We start from the raw sequence: 13,262 nt of genomic DNA, 5'->3' as shown, positions 1-13,262 counted from the left end.
ATGGCAAAGATCGGCGAAGTTTCCAAACCGGTCGCATCGAGCGATGCGCTGGTTCGCGCGCGTGCGCGAGCCGCGCTGATGCCTGACCTGCTTGTGGATGCAAAGCGCGTTGCCAACAACGTGATCGCCGGCTGGCACGGACGACGCAAACGCGGAATAGGCGAGAACTTCTGGCAGTTCCGTCCCTATGTGGAGGGCGAGGCTTTTTCACGCATCGACTGGCGGCGCTCCGCACGCGACGACCATCTTTATGTGCGGGACCGCGAATGGGAGGCGGCTCATACGGTGTGGCTCTGGGCCGACCCATCGCCTTCCATGCTCTACAAATCATCCCTGGCGCCAACGCCCAAGGAAGCGCGAGCGCTCGTGCTGACCTTTGCGCTGGCAGAACTCTTGTCGCGAAGCGGCGAGCGAATCGCGTGGCCCGGCGTCACCGATCCGTTTTCCGCCCGAAATGGAGCAGAGCGGCTGGCGGCCCAGATCATGCACACCCCCGACCTGCCGGCCCGGCCCGACCTTCTGCAGATCCGCCGTTTCTCGGACGTGGTGCTGGTGAGCGACTTTCTCGATCCGGTGGAAGAAACCATCGCCTGGCTTGACCAACTGGCGAGCCGGGGCGCACGCACCCATCTTGTCGAGGTGGTCGACCCGGCGGAAGAAAGCTTCCCCTACACCGGTCGCACTGAATTTTCCGACCCTGAAACGGGCGAAAAACTGACTGCGGGCCGCGCCGAAACACTGGCAGAAGATTATCGGCGACTTTATCACGCTCGACGTGAGGAACTGGCTTTCTGGTGCAAGCGGCTCGGCTGGAGCTATACCGTGCACCACACGGACAAGCCTGCTGCGCAGGCGCTGGTCACCGTACACAATGCCATGAGCGCCGATGCCGGCTTTGGAATGGAGAGGGGCTTGTGAACTGGCTTTCTCTCTCCTTTGCGCAACCTTTCCTGCTTTGGGGGCTGATCGCCCTGCCGGTGATCTGGTGGCTTTTGCGCCTGACACCGCCACGGCCACAGACCGAAACCTTTCCGCCGCTGAAGATTTTGGCGCGAATCGCAAAACGCGAGGAAACACCGCACAAGAGTCCGTGGTGGCTGACATTGCTCAGGCTGATGCTCGCCGCACTGGTGATTTTCGCCCTGGCCGACCCGGTGTTGAACCCGCGCGAGAAGGCAGCGGGCGAAGGCTCGGCACTGGCCGTCGTGCTCGACAATGGCTGGGCTGCAGCTCCTGAGTGGGATGAACGTGTGGCCACGGCGGCGCGTCTGATCGAGGATGCCCGCGTCAATCAACAGCCAGTCGTCCTGGCCCTGACAGCTGAAGAGCAGAACCAGGAGATCGGACCTTTCGATGCCAATACGGCGCTGGAGCGTCTCAACGCAGCGCAACCGCGTCCCGTCCCCGGCAATCGGCCGGCCACCTATGGCCGGGTCGCTGAAGCGCTGGATGATTTTCCGGGCGCCGTTGTTGCTGTTCTGACCGACGGTCTGGCCATGAGTGGGGATGAAGCCGCCTTCAGCGCGCTTTTCTCCGGCAGCCCGGGAGAGGCCTTGTGGGCACAACCAGATCGGCTCGACTTGCTCGCAGCGACGGATACGCAAAACACGGCGGAGGCCTTCGAAATCACGGCAACACGCCCGCAAAACGATACAGGGCCGCGTCAGGCCGTTGCCTATGCGAGTGACGAGAGAGGCCGACGCATCGCCGAAACGACAATCACGTTCGGCGCGGGCGAAACCCGGGCGACGGGCGCCATGCGTCTTCCCTTCGAGCTGCGAAACGACTTCGTGTCTGTGGGGATCGAGGGCCAGAACCAGGCCGCCGGCCTGAGGGTTCTCGATGAGAACAGCAAGCGCCGGCGCATCGGCCTGATTTCACAGAGCGAAGCGGATCAGGCACAGCCGCTGCTTTCGCCGCTCTACTATATCGAGCGGGCGCTTGCGCCATTCGCCGACCTCATGGAGCCATCGAGCGCCGAACTGACCGAAGCGCTGCCGGAATTGCTGGAGCAGAAGCCGGCGGTGATCATCATGGCCGATGTTGGTACACTGCCGGCAGCCCCACGTCAGGCGCTGATCGACTGGGTGAATGGCGGTGGCACGCTGGTGCGGTTTGCCGGGCCCAGACTGGCAGCGGCCGACAATGACGAGGATCTGTTGCCCGTTCGGCTCAGGCTGGGCGAACGGTCGCTCGGCGGTGCGCTCTCCTGGACAGAGCCGCAACCCGTTGCTGAGTTTCCGGGCAATGGTCCCTTCTCCGATCTCGCGCCACCACGCGACGTGACGGTAAACCGGCAGGTTCTGGCCGAACCCTCGCCCGACATCGTGGAGCGGAGCTGGGCAAACCTGGCCGATGGCACGCCGCTCGTCACCGGCGTTTCGCGGGGCGAAGGCCAGATCGTGCTCTTTCACGTGACGCCTGAGGCGACCTGGTCGAACCTGCCGATCTCCGGCAGTTTCGTGGAAATGCTGCGCCGGATCGTCCAGCTCTCACGCAATCAGGGGACGCTCAACACTGCGGGAGCAGAAGGCGGGCGAGCGCTTGCACCGTATCGCCTGATTTCGGCGGAGGGGCGCCTTGTACCGCCCTCCGGCGAGGCCGAGGCTCTTGCCGCAGACACAAACGCCGTGACGCTGAAACATCCGCCCGGCCTCTATGGCAGCGAGGAAGGCGTCGTGGCCCACAACCTGCTTGCGCCCGACACGGAGCTGATCCCGATCACGCGCCCTGAGGCCCCTGCCCCGATGACCGCCATTTCCTACGGACTGGACGAACAGCAGCCCTTGAAAGGCCCACTCTTTGCCGCCGCCCTCGCCCTTCTGGCGCTGGACACACTCGCCGTACTCTGGCTCGGGGGACGGCTTCGCCGCAAACCGCAACTGGCAAAGGGTGCGGCGACCCTATTGGCCATGGGCCTGATGCTTGCCATGATGTCACCAAACGCAGCCCGTGCGCTGGACGAGCGAGCCGGAGAGGCAGAGGCGATCGAGGCGATTTCGCAGACGCGCATCGCCTATGTGATCACCGGGCTTTCCTCGCTCGACGCCACGAGCCGCGCCGGACTTCAGGGGCTGTCGGCTTTCCTTGCAGCGAAGACCGCGCTGGAGCCTGGCGAACCTGCGGGGGTCGACATCGCCACCGATGAGCTTTCCTTCTACCCGTTGATCTACTGGCCCATCGACCCGGACGCACCAATGCCCGGCGAAGAAGCGATCGCCCGCATAGACGCCTACATGCAGTCTGGCGGAACGGTATTGTTCGACACGCGCGATCAGTATTCAAGCGGGTTCGGCTCGGATGCCGTGACACCCGCCACGCAACGCCTGCGCGATATCCTTTCCGGCCTCAACGTGCCGCCGCTGGAACCGGTACCCGAAGACCATGTGCTGACGAAATCCTTCTTCATCCTGCCGGAGTTTCCGGGGCGCTATCGCGGCAGCCCGCTCTGGGTGGAAGCATCGCTCGATTCCTCCACCCGCACCGACCGGCCCGTCCGGGTGGGTGACGGGGTGACGCCGATCATGATCACCGGCAATGATCTGGCCGGGGCGTGGGCGCTGGACGCCAGCGGCGAACCGCTTCTGCCGACCGTGCCCAATGACCCGCTGCAACGCCTTTATGCCTACCGCGCGGGCGTCAACATCATGATGTACATGCTCACGGGCAACTACAAATCGGATCAGGTTCATGTGCCGGTCCTGCTGGAACGGTTGGGGCAATAGGATGAACTGGTCGCTCAGTTTCGAACCCTTCTTTTCCTGGCCTGTTCTGGCAGCGCTGCTCATCCCCGTTGCGCTTCTGGCGCTCCTCGGACTTTGGACGCGGCAACGCGGCGCGTGGCTTAGGCTGGCTGCGCTGGCCGCATTGGCCGCGGCATTGGCCAATCCGGTGCTTCTCGATGAAGAGCGCGAGCCGCTTCAAAGCGTGGTCGCCCTTGTGGTCGACGAAAGCCAGAGCCAGACCACGATCGACGGACGCAGCGAGACGACCGACGAAGCCGCCGCCGAATTGGAAGCGAGGCTTGCCCGTTTCAAGGAATTCGAAACCCGCGTGGTGCGCACTGGCCGGTCTTCTTCGGCAACTGAAAATGCCCAGACACACCTTTTCGAGGCGCTCGATGGTGCCCTGCGCGATGTACCGCCGTCCCGCGTGGGCGGGGCCGTGCTGATCACCGACGGTCAGGTGCACGACGTCCCTGAAAATGCTGCAGGCATTGGCGCGCCGATCCATGGCCTGATCACCGGCAAGGCCGACGAGATGGACCGCCGCATACGTTTCGAGCGCGCACCACGTTTCGGCATAGTGGGCAAGCCCCTGGAAATGACCTATCGCGTGGTCGCCACAGGCAACCAGCGCGGCCCTGTGGATGTGCGCGTGATCATCAATGGCGAGGAGCTCTTCATCGAAGAGGCGCTGATCGGCCGGGAAACACTGCTCGAAATCGATGTGCCGAATGCCGGACGCAACATCATCGAACTGGCGATTGACCCGGTTGAGGGCGAACTGACGGACGTGAACAACCGCGCGGTCGCGCTGGTCGACGGCATCCGCGAAAACCTGCGCGTTCTGTTGGTTTCAGGTGAACCGCATTCGGGCGAGCGCACCTGGCGGAACCTGCTGAAATCCGATGCTTCGGTAGATCTCGTTCACTTCACCATTCTGCGCCCGCCGGAAAAGCAGGACGGGACGCCGATAAACGAGCTTTCGCTGATTGCCTTTCCGACGCGCGAACTCTTTGTCGAAAAGATCGACGATTTCGACCTGATCATCTTCGACCGCTACCAGCACCGCGATGTGCTGCCTATCCTCTACTACGACTATATCGCAGAGTATGTGGAAAATGGCGGTGCGCTGCTGATCGCGGCGGGGCCGGAATTCGCCGGCAACCAGTCCATCGCCCGCACGCCACTGATCGCTGCCCTGCCCGGCCTGCCGACGGGCGATGTGGTGGAACAGGGTTTTTATCCGCGCCTGACAGAGACCGGCGAACGCCACCCCGTGACGCGCGGCCTTGAAGGAGCAGGCTCCGAGCCTCCGGCATGGAGCCGCTGGTTCCGCCTGATCGGCATCGACCGGCCAGACGGTCAGGTGGTCATGCAGGGGGCCAACGAGCAGCCGCTTCTCATTCTGAACCGCAAGGGCGAGGGTCGTGTCGGCATGTTCCTCTCCGATCAGGGCTGGCTGTGGGCCCGCGGTTTCGAGGGTGGCGGCCCGCATGTGGCTCTCTATCGTCGCATCGCCCACTGGCTGATGAAGGAGCCGGAGCTCGAGGAAGAGCGCCTTTCGGCGGCGGGCCGCGGCATGCGGCTCGAGATCACACGCCAGACAATGGAAGAAAGCGCGCCGCAGGCCGAGATCACCACCCCTTCGGGAAACACGCTATCGACCGATCTTGGCCCCGCCGGACCCGGCCGCTTCTCCACAAGCCTGGAGACGAATGAAATAGGCATTTACAGCATCGCCAATGGTGACCTGACGACACTTGCCCATGTGGGGCCGGTGAACGCGCCGGAATTCGGCGACATGATCTCCACAGAGGAAAAGCTTGCACCGGCCGCCGATGCGACAGGCGGCTCGGTGCGCAGAATTGCCGATAGCGACCTGCCCAATATCGTACCCGTGCGCCGCACCGGCAGCGCATCGGGCAATGACTGGATCGGATTCAGAACCACTGACGACAGTATTCTGAAAGCCGTGCGCCGGGTTCCTGTGTTCACCGGGCTTCTGGCACTGGCGCTGTTGCTCTTCGCTTTTGGCGCTATGTGGTATCGCGAGGGGCGCTGAAAGCCAGCGCCCAACCGACTTCAGCAATTGTAGGTCACCGGCTCGCCGGCGCCGTTCCGTGTTTCGCAGAGGCGCCCTTTTCCCGGAAAGCCGCCCTTCACATAGGGCGGCGGCGTGGCGCTCCCTGTCAGCGCTCCCGGTCCGCGAGGTTCCACGGTGTAAGGTTCGGGAGAAACACACCCCGTCAAAAATAGAGAGAGGAAGGGAAATATTATGAAATAACGCACTTATTCTTTTCTGTACAAATTTCTACAATAACAAATATAATCATAAATCACCTTTGGATAGGCAATCTATATTCCACAATTATTTCCGGGAGTCGAGATTATCTTGAAAGTGCAGCGTGAGTAACGTCACCTTTCAGCGTCGCCACCGCACCTTCTTTCAATTCGACGGCCAGAAGACGCTCCGCATCGACAGGGCGCGGCATGGAAAGCTGACCTTGGGGAATTTTTTCAAAGCCGAGCGGTCCATAGTACGGGGCATCGCCAACCAGAACGACAGAGCCGGCGCCAGCTTCGCGCGCAGCCTCGACGGCGATGGCTACAAGCTTGCGGCCTATGCCTATGCTCTTGAAGGCGGGCCGCACCGCAAGCGGGCCGAGCAGGAGCGCCCGCCCCTCGCCGGCTGCGATCCATGTCATGCGGACCGAGGCAATGACGTGGTTTTGATGAACGGCCACGAAGGACAGTGAGCGATCATGCGGCCCGCCTTCGCGAATCTTGTAGGCAGCACGCGTAAAACGGCCAGGGCCGAAGGCTTCTTCGTTGATGAGTTCGATTTCAGCGTCGTGTGCCGGCTCTTCCGGCAGGTAGTGAATGTCAGCAGAAGACATGAGCAGTTATTCCGGTGGTCTCGAAAGGTGGAGGCGGCCGCAGGCGCGCCTGCCCCATGCCAGGGGCCTTCAGTCCTTTCGTCGTCGCTCCACCAGAAACCGGATCATTGCCGTGCATTTTCCTCGCTGAAGGGAATTCCCGCTACCAGCATTTTTCCGCCTCGTCCACTGCAACTTTGCCACTGAACGGAATTTGTTGACGCAGCGTTTACGCTCCCAACGGTTGGGATCGGTCGACCAATGCCCTACATCCATCGAAACAGAGGAGATTTGAATGGGTTTGCTCGTAGAAGGTGTCTGGCACGACAAGTGGTATGACACGTCAAAAACAGGCGGCCGCTTTCAGCGGTCCAAATCACAGTTCCGGGATTTCGTCACCGAGGACGGTACGCCCGCAGAAGGCCGTGAGCGTGGCTTCAAGGCCGAGCCCGGTCGCTATCATCTCTATGTCTCGCTTGCCTGCCCCTGGGCGCACCGCACGCTGATCTTCCGAAAGTTGAAAAAGCTGGAGGACGTTATTTCCGTGTCAGTCGTCCATCACTTCATGGGCGAAAACGGCTGGACGTTCCTGAAGGAAGACGGCGCCACCGGCGACGATCTTTATGGGTTCGACTTTCTGCACCAGATTTATACCAAGGCAGATCCCGCCTATTCGGGCAGAGTGACCGTGCCGGTGCTTTGGGACAAAAAGACCGAGACGATCGTCTCCAACGAGTCGGCGGAAATCATACGCATGTTGAATGATGCCTTTGACGAGTGGGGCGATGCGACGCTGGACCTTTACCCGGAAGATCTGCGCAGCGAGATCGACAGCATCAACACGCTTGTTTACGACAACATCAACAACGGCGTGTACAAGGCGGGCTTTGCGACCACGCAGGAAGCCTATGAAGAAGCGTTCAAGGCACTCTTCAAAGCTCTTGATGACGTGGAAAAACGGCTCTCACGCCAGCGTTATCTTGCTGGCAACCGCCTGACGGAGGCCGACTGGCGGCTCTTTACGACTCTCGTACGCTTCGATCCGGTCTATGTCGGGCATTTCAAATGCAATCTGCGCCGCATCGCCGACTACCCGCAGCTCTCCAATTACCTGCGAGAACTCTACCAGGTGCCAGGCGTGGCGGAGACTGTCGACATGCTTCACATCAAGGCGCACTATTATGGCAGCCACGGCACGATCAACCCGACAGGGGTCGTACCACTGGGACCGGAGCTCGATCTGACTGCACCACACAATCGCGACCGTTTGGAGCAGGCTGCCTGAGGTGCAGCCGCCAATCCTCCTTCTCGCCACGTCGGATGGGGAGGAGGATGGCCCGACCGACAGTACCCTCTCTGACCAAACCGTATTGCGTCTCTACCACTCGTCCGAGACGGGGGCATTCTCGAATATTTCAGCGATACGGCGGCGGGTGCCCCCAGTTGTTCCCTCAGGCAGGCCATCGAGCGGAAAGAAGCGCGCCTCTGCAATCTCCCGGTCGGGCACATGTGGATGTGTCTGGCGATATCGTGTGATCAGGTAAACCGCTACGTGGTCACGATTGCTGGCGATGCGATTGAAATGAAGTGATTTGAGGACCGGCCTTTCGATAAGCTCGATGTTGCCTTCCTCGATCAGTTCGCGGGCAAGGGCAGCCTCCGTACTTTCGCCTGGCTCGACACCACCGCCCGGAAAGTGCCAACCCTTCACATAGGTGTGGCGCACCAGAAGCACTGCATGAGCTTTCTGATCGTACACCACACCGCGCATGCCGAGCGTCATGGGGCGGCTCAGGCGCAACCAGAAATGAAAAAGGCGGGCATTGAACGGCGGGGAAGGGCGCTGAGGAGGTGTTTCATTCATATGCAGCATCCTGCGGGGTGGTCAGGGCGTTTTGGGTGTTCTACACACGAAAGCATGTTTCGCCTTGCGCATTTTTCCGACATCCATTTGGGCCCCCTCCCCGCCATAAGCTATCGGGAGCTCGCTTCCAAGCGTATCACCGGTTACATCAACTGGCGCCGCAACCGCAGGCTCAATCTCGATCATGGTCTGATCGACCGCATTACCGACGACATGCTGGCAGCAGAACCCGACCACATCGCGCTTAGCGGAGACCTCGTCAACCTAGCTCTCGACAAGGAGATCGAGATGGCACGGCTGTGGCTGGAAAGCCTCGGGCCGGCTGACAAGATCTCCGTGGTCCCGGGCAACCACGATGCTTATGTGCCAGGCGCGCTGGCGCGATGCTGCAAGGCATGGGCTGCCTACATGACAGGAGACGATGGCAAGGCACCAAAAGGCAAGGGTGGCTTCCCCTATCTTCGTGTACGGGAGAAGATGGCCATCATCGGCGTTTCCTCGGCACGTGCTACAGCGCCCTTTCTCGCGAGCGGGCATTTCTCCAAGGCGCAAGCAAAACGGTTGGCAAAGATGCTTGATGCCACCGGGAAAGCCGGACTTTTTCGGGTCATTATGATCCACCACCCTCCGGTGCGTGGGGCGACCCACGCAGCCAAGCGGCTCTACGGCATCAAACGGTTCCAGAAGCTGATCCGTAAGCACGGCGCGGAACTCGTTCTGCACGGGCACACGCACAAACCGACGGTACATCGCATCGACGGCCCCAATGAGGAAACGGTGCCGGTGGTCGGTGTTGCCGCTGCTGGGCAGTCCCATGGTAGCGCCAAACCGCCGGCCCACTACAATCTCTTCGAAATTGACGGCGCGCCGGGGGCCTGGGAAATCCGCTTCTCCCGGCGCGGTGTTACCGATGGAAACGGCACCATCGGTGAGGTCTCCGGGGCGCTGCTTACCAGTGGGGAGACATCGGCTGGCTGAGCACGGTCAGGACGGGCGTACGCGCCGGTAGAAGACCAGGAACGCCCAAACCGACCCAAGAGCGAGCCCCGACACCAAAGACGTGACGCACAGGTCCATCAGGGCGACCGGCTCGTGGAGAACACCCGCGGCATCGACGGAACTGCCAATAATGACCACTGCGATCAGAGAGAAGACACCGGTCGAGACCAGAAGCAAGGCACAAAAAAACAGAAACTTCATCACAATCACTCGCTATCGGCCCTTCAACCAAAAGTTGATCCGAAAACGAGGCGAAATTTTGAAGCTTCAGAAACGGGACAATAGCGTTTCCAGTTCCGGAAACCGATCCCACATGGCAATGGCGACGCCCACGACACCAACGATGCCACCCAGAACCACAAGGCCCAATCCGCTCAGAAAGCTGCGCCAGGCGGAGCCTTCTGAGGTGGCGGCGGCCATGGGTTCATCAATTGCTTCGGGGCGCCGAAACACTTCGACATCACCCTCCACAGCGCGCTGGCGTTCGACCATGCGTTCGGCGATGTAGCGTGTGACCTGATCGGCCACCGGCGCGATCTCCGTGCTCTCGGCCAGAACCACCCGACCGAGGCGGGTGTCGCGCAGGAACCGATAGGTGCGGCGGTCCCGCCCCATCACCACATGAGCGACGGCGTCGATCCACAGCCTCGGCTGCTCCCCGGAAGAGATGACAAAGTCGAAAGAGGGATCATCCGCCGGCACATCAGCGAAAACCGGCTGAAGTTCCTGAGCCAGCAATTCGAGGCGCGTTCGACTTGCCTCCCGCATCTCGACGACCACATCCGCCCTGTCGGCAGCCGCGTTTTTCATCTCGCGCATAGCCTCGGAAAGATTGCGCACATTGGTAACCGAAGCTGCGGACTGACCAGCCTCACTCATGGGCAGGACTCCTGATGAAACTTAGCGTTAACCCATCGTTAACATGGCTAAAACAGAAAATCATCACGTTTTGTTCCGCTTTAGAAAGCAGCGTTTACAAAGTAAATTTGTGAAAAACCGGGGACTTTGAGGGATTTGCCAACCTTACACCGCCCCGATACTCCGGGCGATGATACGGGCCACTGCCTCTGGCCTTTCCTCCGGTAGCATGTGACCAGCCCCTTCCAGATGGTGAAGAGTGAAAGAGCCAGGCGCGCGTGCCGCCTGGCGAGGTGGCAACACGGAATCCAGCGCCCCCCATGCGAGATGGACCGGCATCGTCAGGTTCTCAAGCATACCGGCTGGAAAAACGCCCTGATTGCCATCGCGAACTATCAGGGCTGCTATCTCGACAAGCTTCTCGCGCTGTCCCCGCACGGCGTTCAGTGCGATGGCTTCAGCCACGCTTTCAGGAGGAACGGTGCGATGTGGCCCGAACATGCCCTGCATGGCGGCTGCGATTTCGATGTCGGTGCCGGCTTGTGCTCGCGCCACCATCAGATCGCCGGCGATCTCCCGCCCGAAGCCGCCCGGCGCGAACAGCGCCAGGGAAGCAACGGCATGGGGTGCGAGATGGGCGGCAAGGACTGCGACGGCACCGCCGAAGGAATGGCCGGCCATATGAAAGCGCCCGATTCCGCGCGCCTCAAGATCATCGATGACAGCCTGCGCGGTGGCCTTCGCCTTGCCTGCACCCGGGCAATCGAGCGAGCGGCCATGGCCGGGAAGATCGTATGCAAGGATGCGCAGACCGGTGGGAAGTGCGCGGCGTACATGCTCCCAGACACGGTGGCTGCCGGCAAAGCCGTGCAGCAGGACGAGGGTAGGATCCCCCTCGCCCGTGTCTTCACGAAAAAGAGTGCCGGTCACCCCACGATCCGGTTGGCCGCCGACACCACCGCTTCGAGCGAGGCCGTGACGATGTTTGTGTTGACGCCCGCACCGAAAAGCTTGCCGCCGGGATGCTGGACTTCCATGTAGCAGATGGCCGCTGCATTGGAGCCCTGCTGCATGGAGTGCTCCGAATAATCGACCACCGACATCGCGACGCCCAGATGTTTGGACAGGGCGTCGATGAAACCGTCTACAGGGCCGGTGCCCACGCCCTTGATCACCGTCTCCCTGCCCCCGTCCATGATCGTCGCCTCGACGATGCGCTGACCTTTAACGCTGGTGTCGGGGAAGGTCTGGTGATCGACGAATTTGAGGCGCGCGCCGGGTTGGTCGACATAGAGTTCCATGAAACGTTCGTAGATCTGCTTCGCAGGCAGTTCCCTGCCCTCGCGGTCGGTGATCTCCTGAATGTCCTCGCGGAATTCCACCTGCAGATTGCGCGGCAGGTTAAGCCCGTAATCGGCCTGCATGACATAGGCGATGCCGCCTTTGCCCGACTGGGAGTTGATCCGTATGATCGCCTCATAGGATCGTCCCACATCCTGTGGATCGATCGGCAGATAAGGAACTTCCCAGAGCGGCTTGTTCGCCGTCTTGATAGCCTTCATGCCCTTGTTGATCGCATCCTGATGGGAGCCGGAAAACGCGGTGTAGACCAGTTCGCCCACATAAGGATGCCGCTCGGGGATGACGAGCTGATTGCAGTATTCGTAGACATCCTTCATGCGGTTGATGTCGGTGCAGTCCAGCTCCGGGTCGAGCCCTTGCGTATACATGTTGAGCGCCAGGGTGACGACATCGACATTGCCGGTCCGCTCGCCATTTCCGAACAGCGTGCCCTCGACACGGTCGGCGCCGGCCATCAGGCCAAGCTCGGTGGCGGCGATGCCGGTTCCGCGATCATTATGCGGATGCAACGAGACAATCAGGTTCTCGCGCTGGTCGAGATTGCGGCACATCCATTCGATCTGATCGGCGTAGATATTAGGCGTGGACATCTCGACCGTGGACGGCAGATTGATGATCAGCTTGTTGTCCGGAGTGGGGTTGATGATTTCGATCACCGCATTGCAGATATCAAGCGCGACGTCGAGCTCTGTACCGGTGAAGCTCTCCGGAGAATACTGGAACCGGTAGCCACCACCTGCCTTGGCGGCCATGTCCATCACCATCTTGGCGGCATCGGTGGCGATCTGCTTGATGCCGGCGACATCCTTGCCAAACACAACGCGACGCTGCAATTCGCTGGTGGAATTGTAGAAGTGGACGATCGGACGGTTCGCGCCCTCCAGCGCTTCGAAGGTGCGGGTGATCAATTCCGGACGGCACTGCACGAGAACCTGCAGCGACACATCATCGGGCACTCCACCTTCTTCGATACACCAGCGGGCGAAATCGAAATCAGTTTGCGAGGCGGAGGGAAACCCGATCTCGATCTCCTTGAAGCCCATGTCGAGCAGGAGTTTGAACATACGCGCCTTGCGCTCATGCCCCATCGGGTCAATCAATGCCTGATTGCCGTCGCGCAGGTCGACCGAGCACCAGATCGGCGCCTTTTCAATGCGCTTCGAAGGCCATGTCCGATCAGCAATATCGATCTGCGGATAAGGCTGATACTTGACCGAAGCGTCCGGCATGCCTTTCCGGCCCTGCGCGGCTTTCTCTCCCTGTACTCGGTTTCTTTCCATGTCAGTCATCGTGTTCTGCGCGTCCATTCCATTTTCTCCCGGCACCGGTTGCGTGCGCTTCGCACGGCGGGCCTGTCAACAGTAAAGTGAAGTTTTGGAGAAAGAGCTTCTGCCAGCCGGCGACATCGATCGCCGGGCGCTCCTTCAACGGACCCGGCGATCGCCGATAAGGCCGAGAAGAAGAAGGCTGGATGCTAGCGCGCGCACAGTCGCGCCGGAAAAGGCGGCACGAGCGGAACGGGAAACTGTCTGGCGCGTCATCATGGAGCTTTCCTTAAACGACGCCGGCGCGGCTGGC

The 13,262-nt window shown here is 61.0% G+C and carries 11 protein-coding genes; 5 read left to right on the top strand and 6 right to left on the bottom strand.

The features are described from left to right. The 3 genes from H7H48_RS08765 to H7H48_RS08755 are packed head-to-tail and all read left to right on the top strand — an operon-like array spanning position 1 to position 5,787. A complete protein-coding gene (locus H7H48_RS08765) occupies positions 1-918 on the top strand; it encodes a DUF58 domain-containing protein (RefSeq protein WP_229448670.1) in 918 nt (305 codons plus the stop codon). Next, the gene (locus H7H48_RS08760; protein ID WP_229448668.1) at positions 915-3,725 is read left to right on the top strand and encodes a DUF4159 domain-containing protein; all 2,811 of its coding nucleotides are present in this window, start codon (positions 915-917) and stop codon (positions 3,723-3,725) included. Before H7H48_RS08765 ends, H7H48_RS08760 begins: the two co-directional genes overlap by 4 nt. 1 nt (position 3,726) lies before the next feature. Then, positions 3,727-5,787 carry a hypothetical protein gene (locus H7H48_RS08755; RefSeq protein ID WP_229448666.1) on the top strand — a complete coding sequence of 687 codons (2,061 nt, stop codon included), beginning with the start codon at positions 3,727-3,729 and terminating at the stop codon, positions 5,785-5,787. 325 nt (positions 5,788-6,112) lie between these two features. On the opposite strand, the gene H7H48_RS08750 is transcribed toward H7H48_RS08755, so the two are convergent. After that, on the bottom strand, positions 6,113-6,622 hold the full coding sequence (locus H7H48_RS08750; RefSeq protein WP_229448665.1) for a GNAT family N-acetyltransferase: 510 nt from the start codon (positions 6,620-6,622) through the stop codon (positions 6,113-6,115). Positions 6,623-6,896: 274 nt separating this feature from the next. On the opposite strand from H7H48_RS08750, the gene H7H48_RS08745 reads away from it, so the two are divergent. After that, entirely contained in the window at positions 6,897-7,886 is a 990-nt protein-coding gene (locus tag H7H48_RS08745; protein WP_229448664.1) for a glutathione S-transferase family protein, read from the top strand. Between the two features lie 93 nt (positions 7,887-7,979). Here the strand turns inward: H7H48_RS08745 and H7H48_RS08740 are convergent, their stop codons facing one another. Further along, the gene (locus H7H48_RS08740) at positions 7,980-8,465 is read right to left on the bottom strand and encodes an NUDIX domain-containing protein (protein WP_229448663.1); all 486 of its coding nucleotides are present in this window, start codon (positions 8,463-8,465) and stop codon (positions 7,980-7,982) included. Between the two features lie 54 nt (positions 8,466-8,519). Between H7H48_RS08740 and H7H48_RS08735 the strand changes: the two genes are divergently transcribed. Further along, entirely contained in the window at positions 8,520-9,443 is a 924-nt protein-coding gene (locus H7H48_RS08735) for a metallophosphoesterase (RefSeq protein ID WP_229448662.1), read from the top strand. A 6-nt stretch (positions 9,444-9,449) separates the two neighbouring features. Here H7H48_RS08735 and H7H48_RS08730 read toward each other — a convergent pair whose 3' ends face one another. The 4 genes from H7H48_RS08730 to leuA all read right to left on the bottom strand — a co-directional run bounded on the left by H7H48_RS08730 (position 9,450) and on the right by leuA (position 12,973). Then, positions 9,450-9,665 carry a DUF3955 domain-containing protein gene (locus H7H48_RS08730; protein ID WP_229448661.1) on the bottom strand — a complete coding sequence of 72 codons (216 nt, stop codon included), beginning with the start codon at positions 9,663-9,665 and terminating at the stop codon, positions 9,450-9,452. 66 nt (positions 9,666-9,731) lie between these two features. Next, positions 9,732-10,343 carry a hypothetical protein gene (locus H7H48_RS08725; protein ID WP_229448660.1) on the bottom strand — a complete coding sequence of 204 codons (612 nt, stop codon included), beginning with the start codon at positions 10,341-10,343 and terminating at the stop codon, positions 9,732-9,734. 144 nt (positions 10,344-10,487) lie between these two features. Further along, the gene (locus tag H7H48_RS08720) at positions 10,488-11,252 is read right to left on the bottom strand and encodes an alpha/beta fold hydrolase (RefSeq protein WP_229448659.1); all 765 of its coding nucleotides are present in this window, start codon (positions 11,250-11,252) and stop codon (positions 10,488-10,490) included. Then, positions 11,249-12,973: a 2-isopropylmalate synthase gene (gene leuA / locus H7H48_RS08715; RefSeq protein ID WP_370633358.1), complete on the bottom strand. Its 1,725-nt coding sequence runs from the start codon at positions 12,971-12,973 to the stop codon at positions 11,249-11,251. The genes H7H48_RS08720 and leuA overlap by 4 nt, the downstream gene beginning before the upstream one ends. Positions 12,974-13,262 lie beyond the last annotated feature (289 nt).

This window comes from Nitratireductor sp. B36 (assembly GCF_020833685.1).
GTDB lineage: Bacteria > Pseudomonadota > Alphaproteobacteria > Rhizobiales > Rhizobiaceae > Nitratireductor.
Note: the sequence above shows the minus strand (reverse complement) of the source record. Positions and strands in the feature narration are given on the sequence as shown.

Bases quoted from the DNA above. Each gene is read 5' to 3' on its own strand.
- H7H48_RS08765 (WP_229448670.1), top strand. From the start codon at position 1: ATGGCAAAGATCGGCGAAGTTTCCAAACCGGTCGCATCGAGCGATGCG.
- H7H48_RS08755 (WP_229448666.1), top strand. From the start codon at position 3,727: ATGAACTGGTCGCTCAGTTTCGAACCCTTCTTTTCCTGGCCTGTTCTG.
- H7H48_RS08750 (WP_229448665.1), bottom strand. From the start codon at position 6,622: ATGTCTTCTGCTGACATTCACTACCTGCCGGAAGAGCCGGCACACGAC.
- H7H48_RS08745 (WP_229448664.1), top strand. From the start codon at position 6,897: ATGGGTTTGCTCGTAGAAGGTGTCTGGCACGACAAGTGGTATGACACG.
- H7H48_RS08740 (WP_229448663.1), bottom strand. From the start codon at position 8,465: ATGAATGAAACACCTCCTCAGCGCCCTTCCCCGCCGTTCAATGCCCGC.
- H7H48_RS08735 (WP_229448662.1), top strand. From the start codon at position 8,520: ATGTTTCGCCTTGCGCATTTTTCCGACATCCATTTGGGCCCCCTCCCC.
- H7H48_RS08730 (WP_229448661.1), bottom strand. From the start codon at position 9,665: ATGAAGTTTCTGTTTTTTTGTGCCTTGCTTCTGGTCTCGACCGGTGTC.
- H7H48_RS08725 (WP_229448660.1), bottom strand. From the start codon at position 10,343: ATGAGTGAGGCTGGTCAGTCCGCAGCTTCGGTTACCAATGTGCGCAAT.
- leuA (WP_370633358.1), bottom strand. From the start codon at position 12,973: ATGACTGACATGGAAAGAAACCGAGTACAGGGAGAGAAAGCCGCGCAG.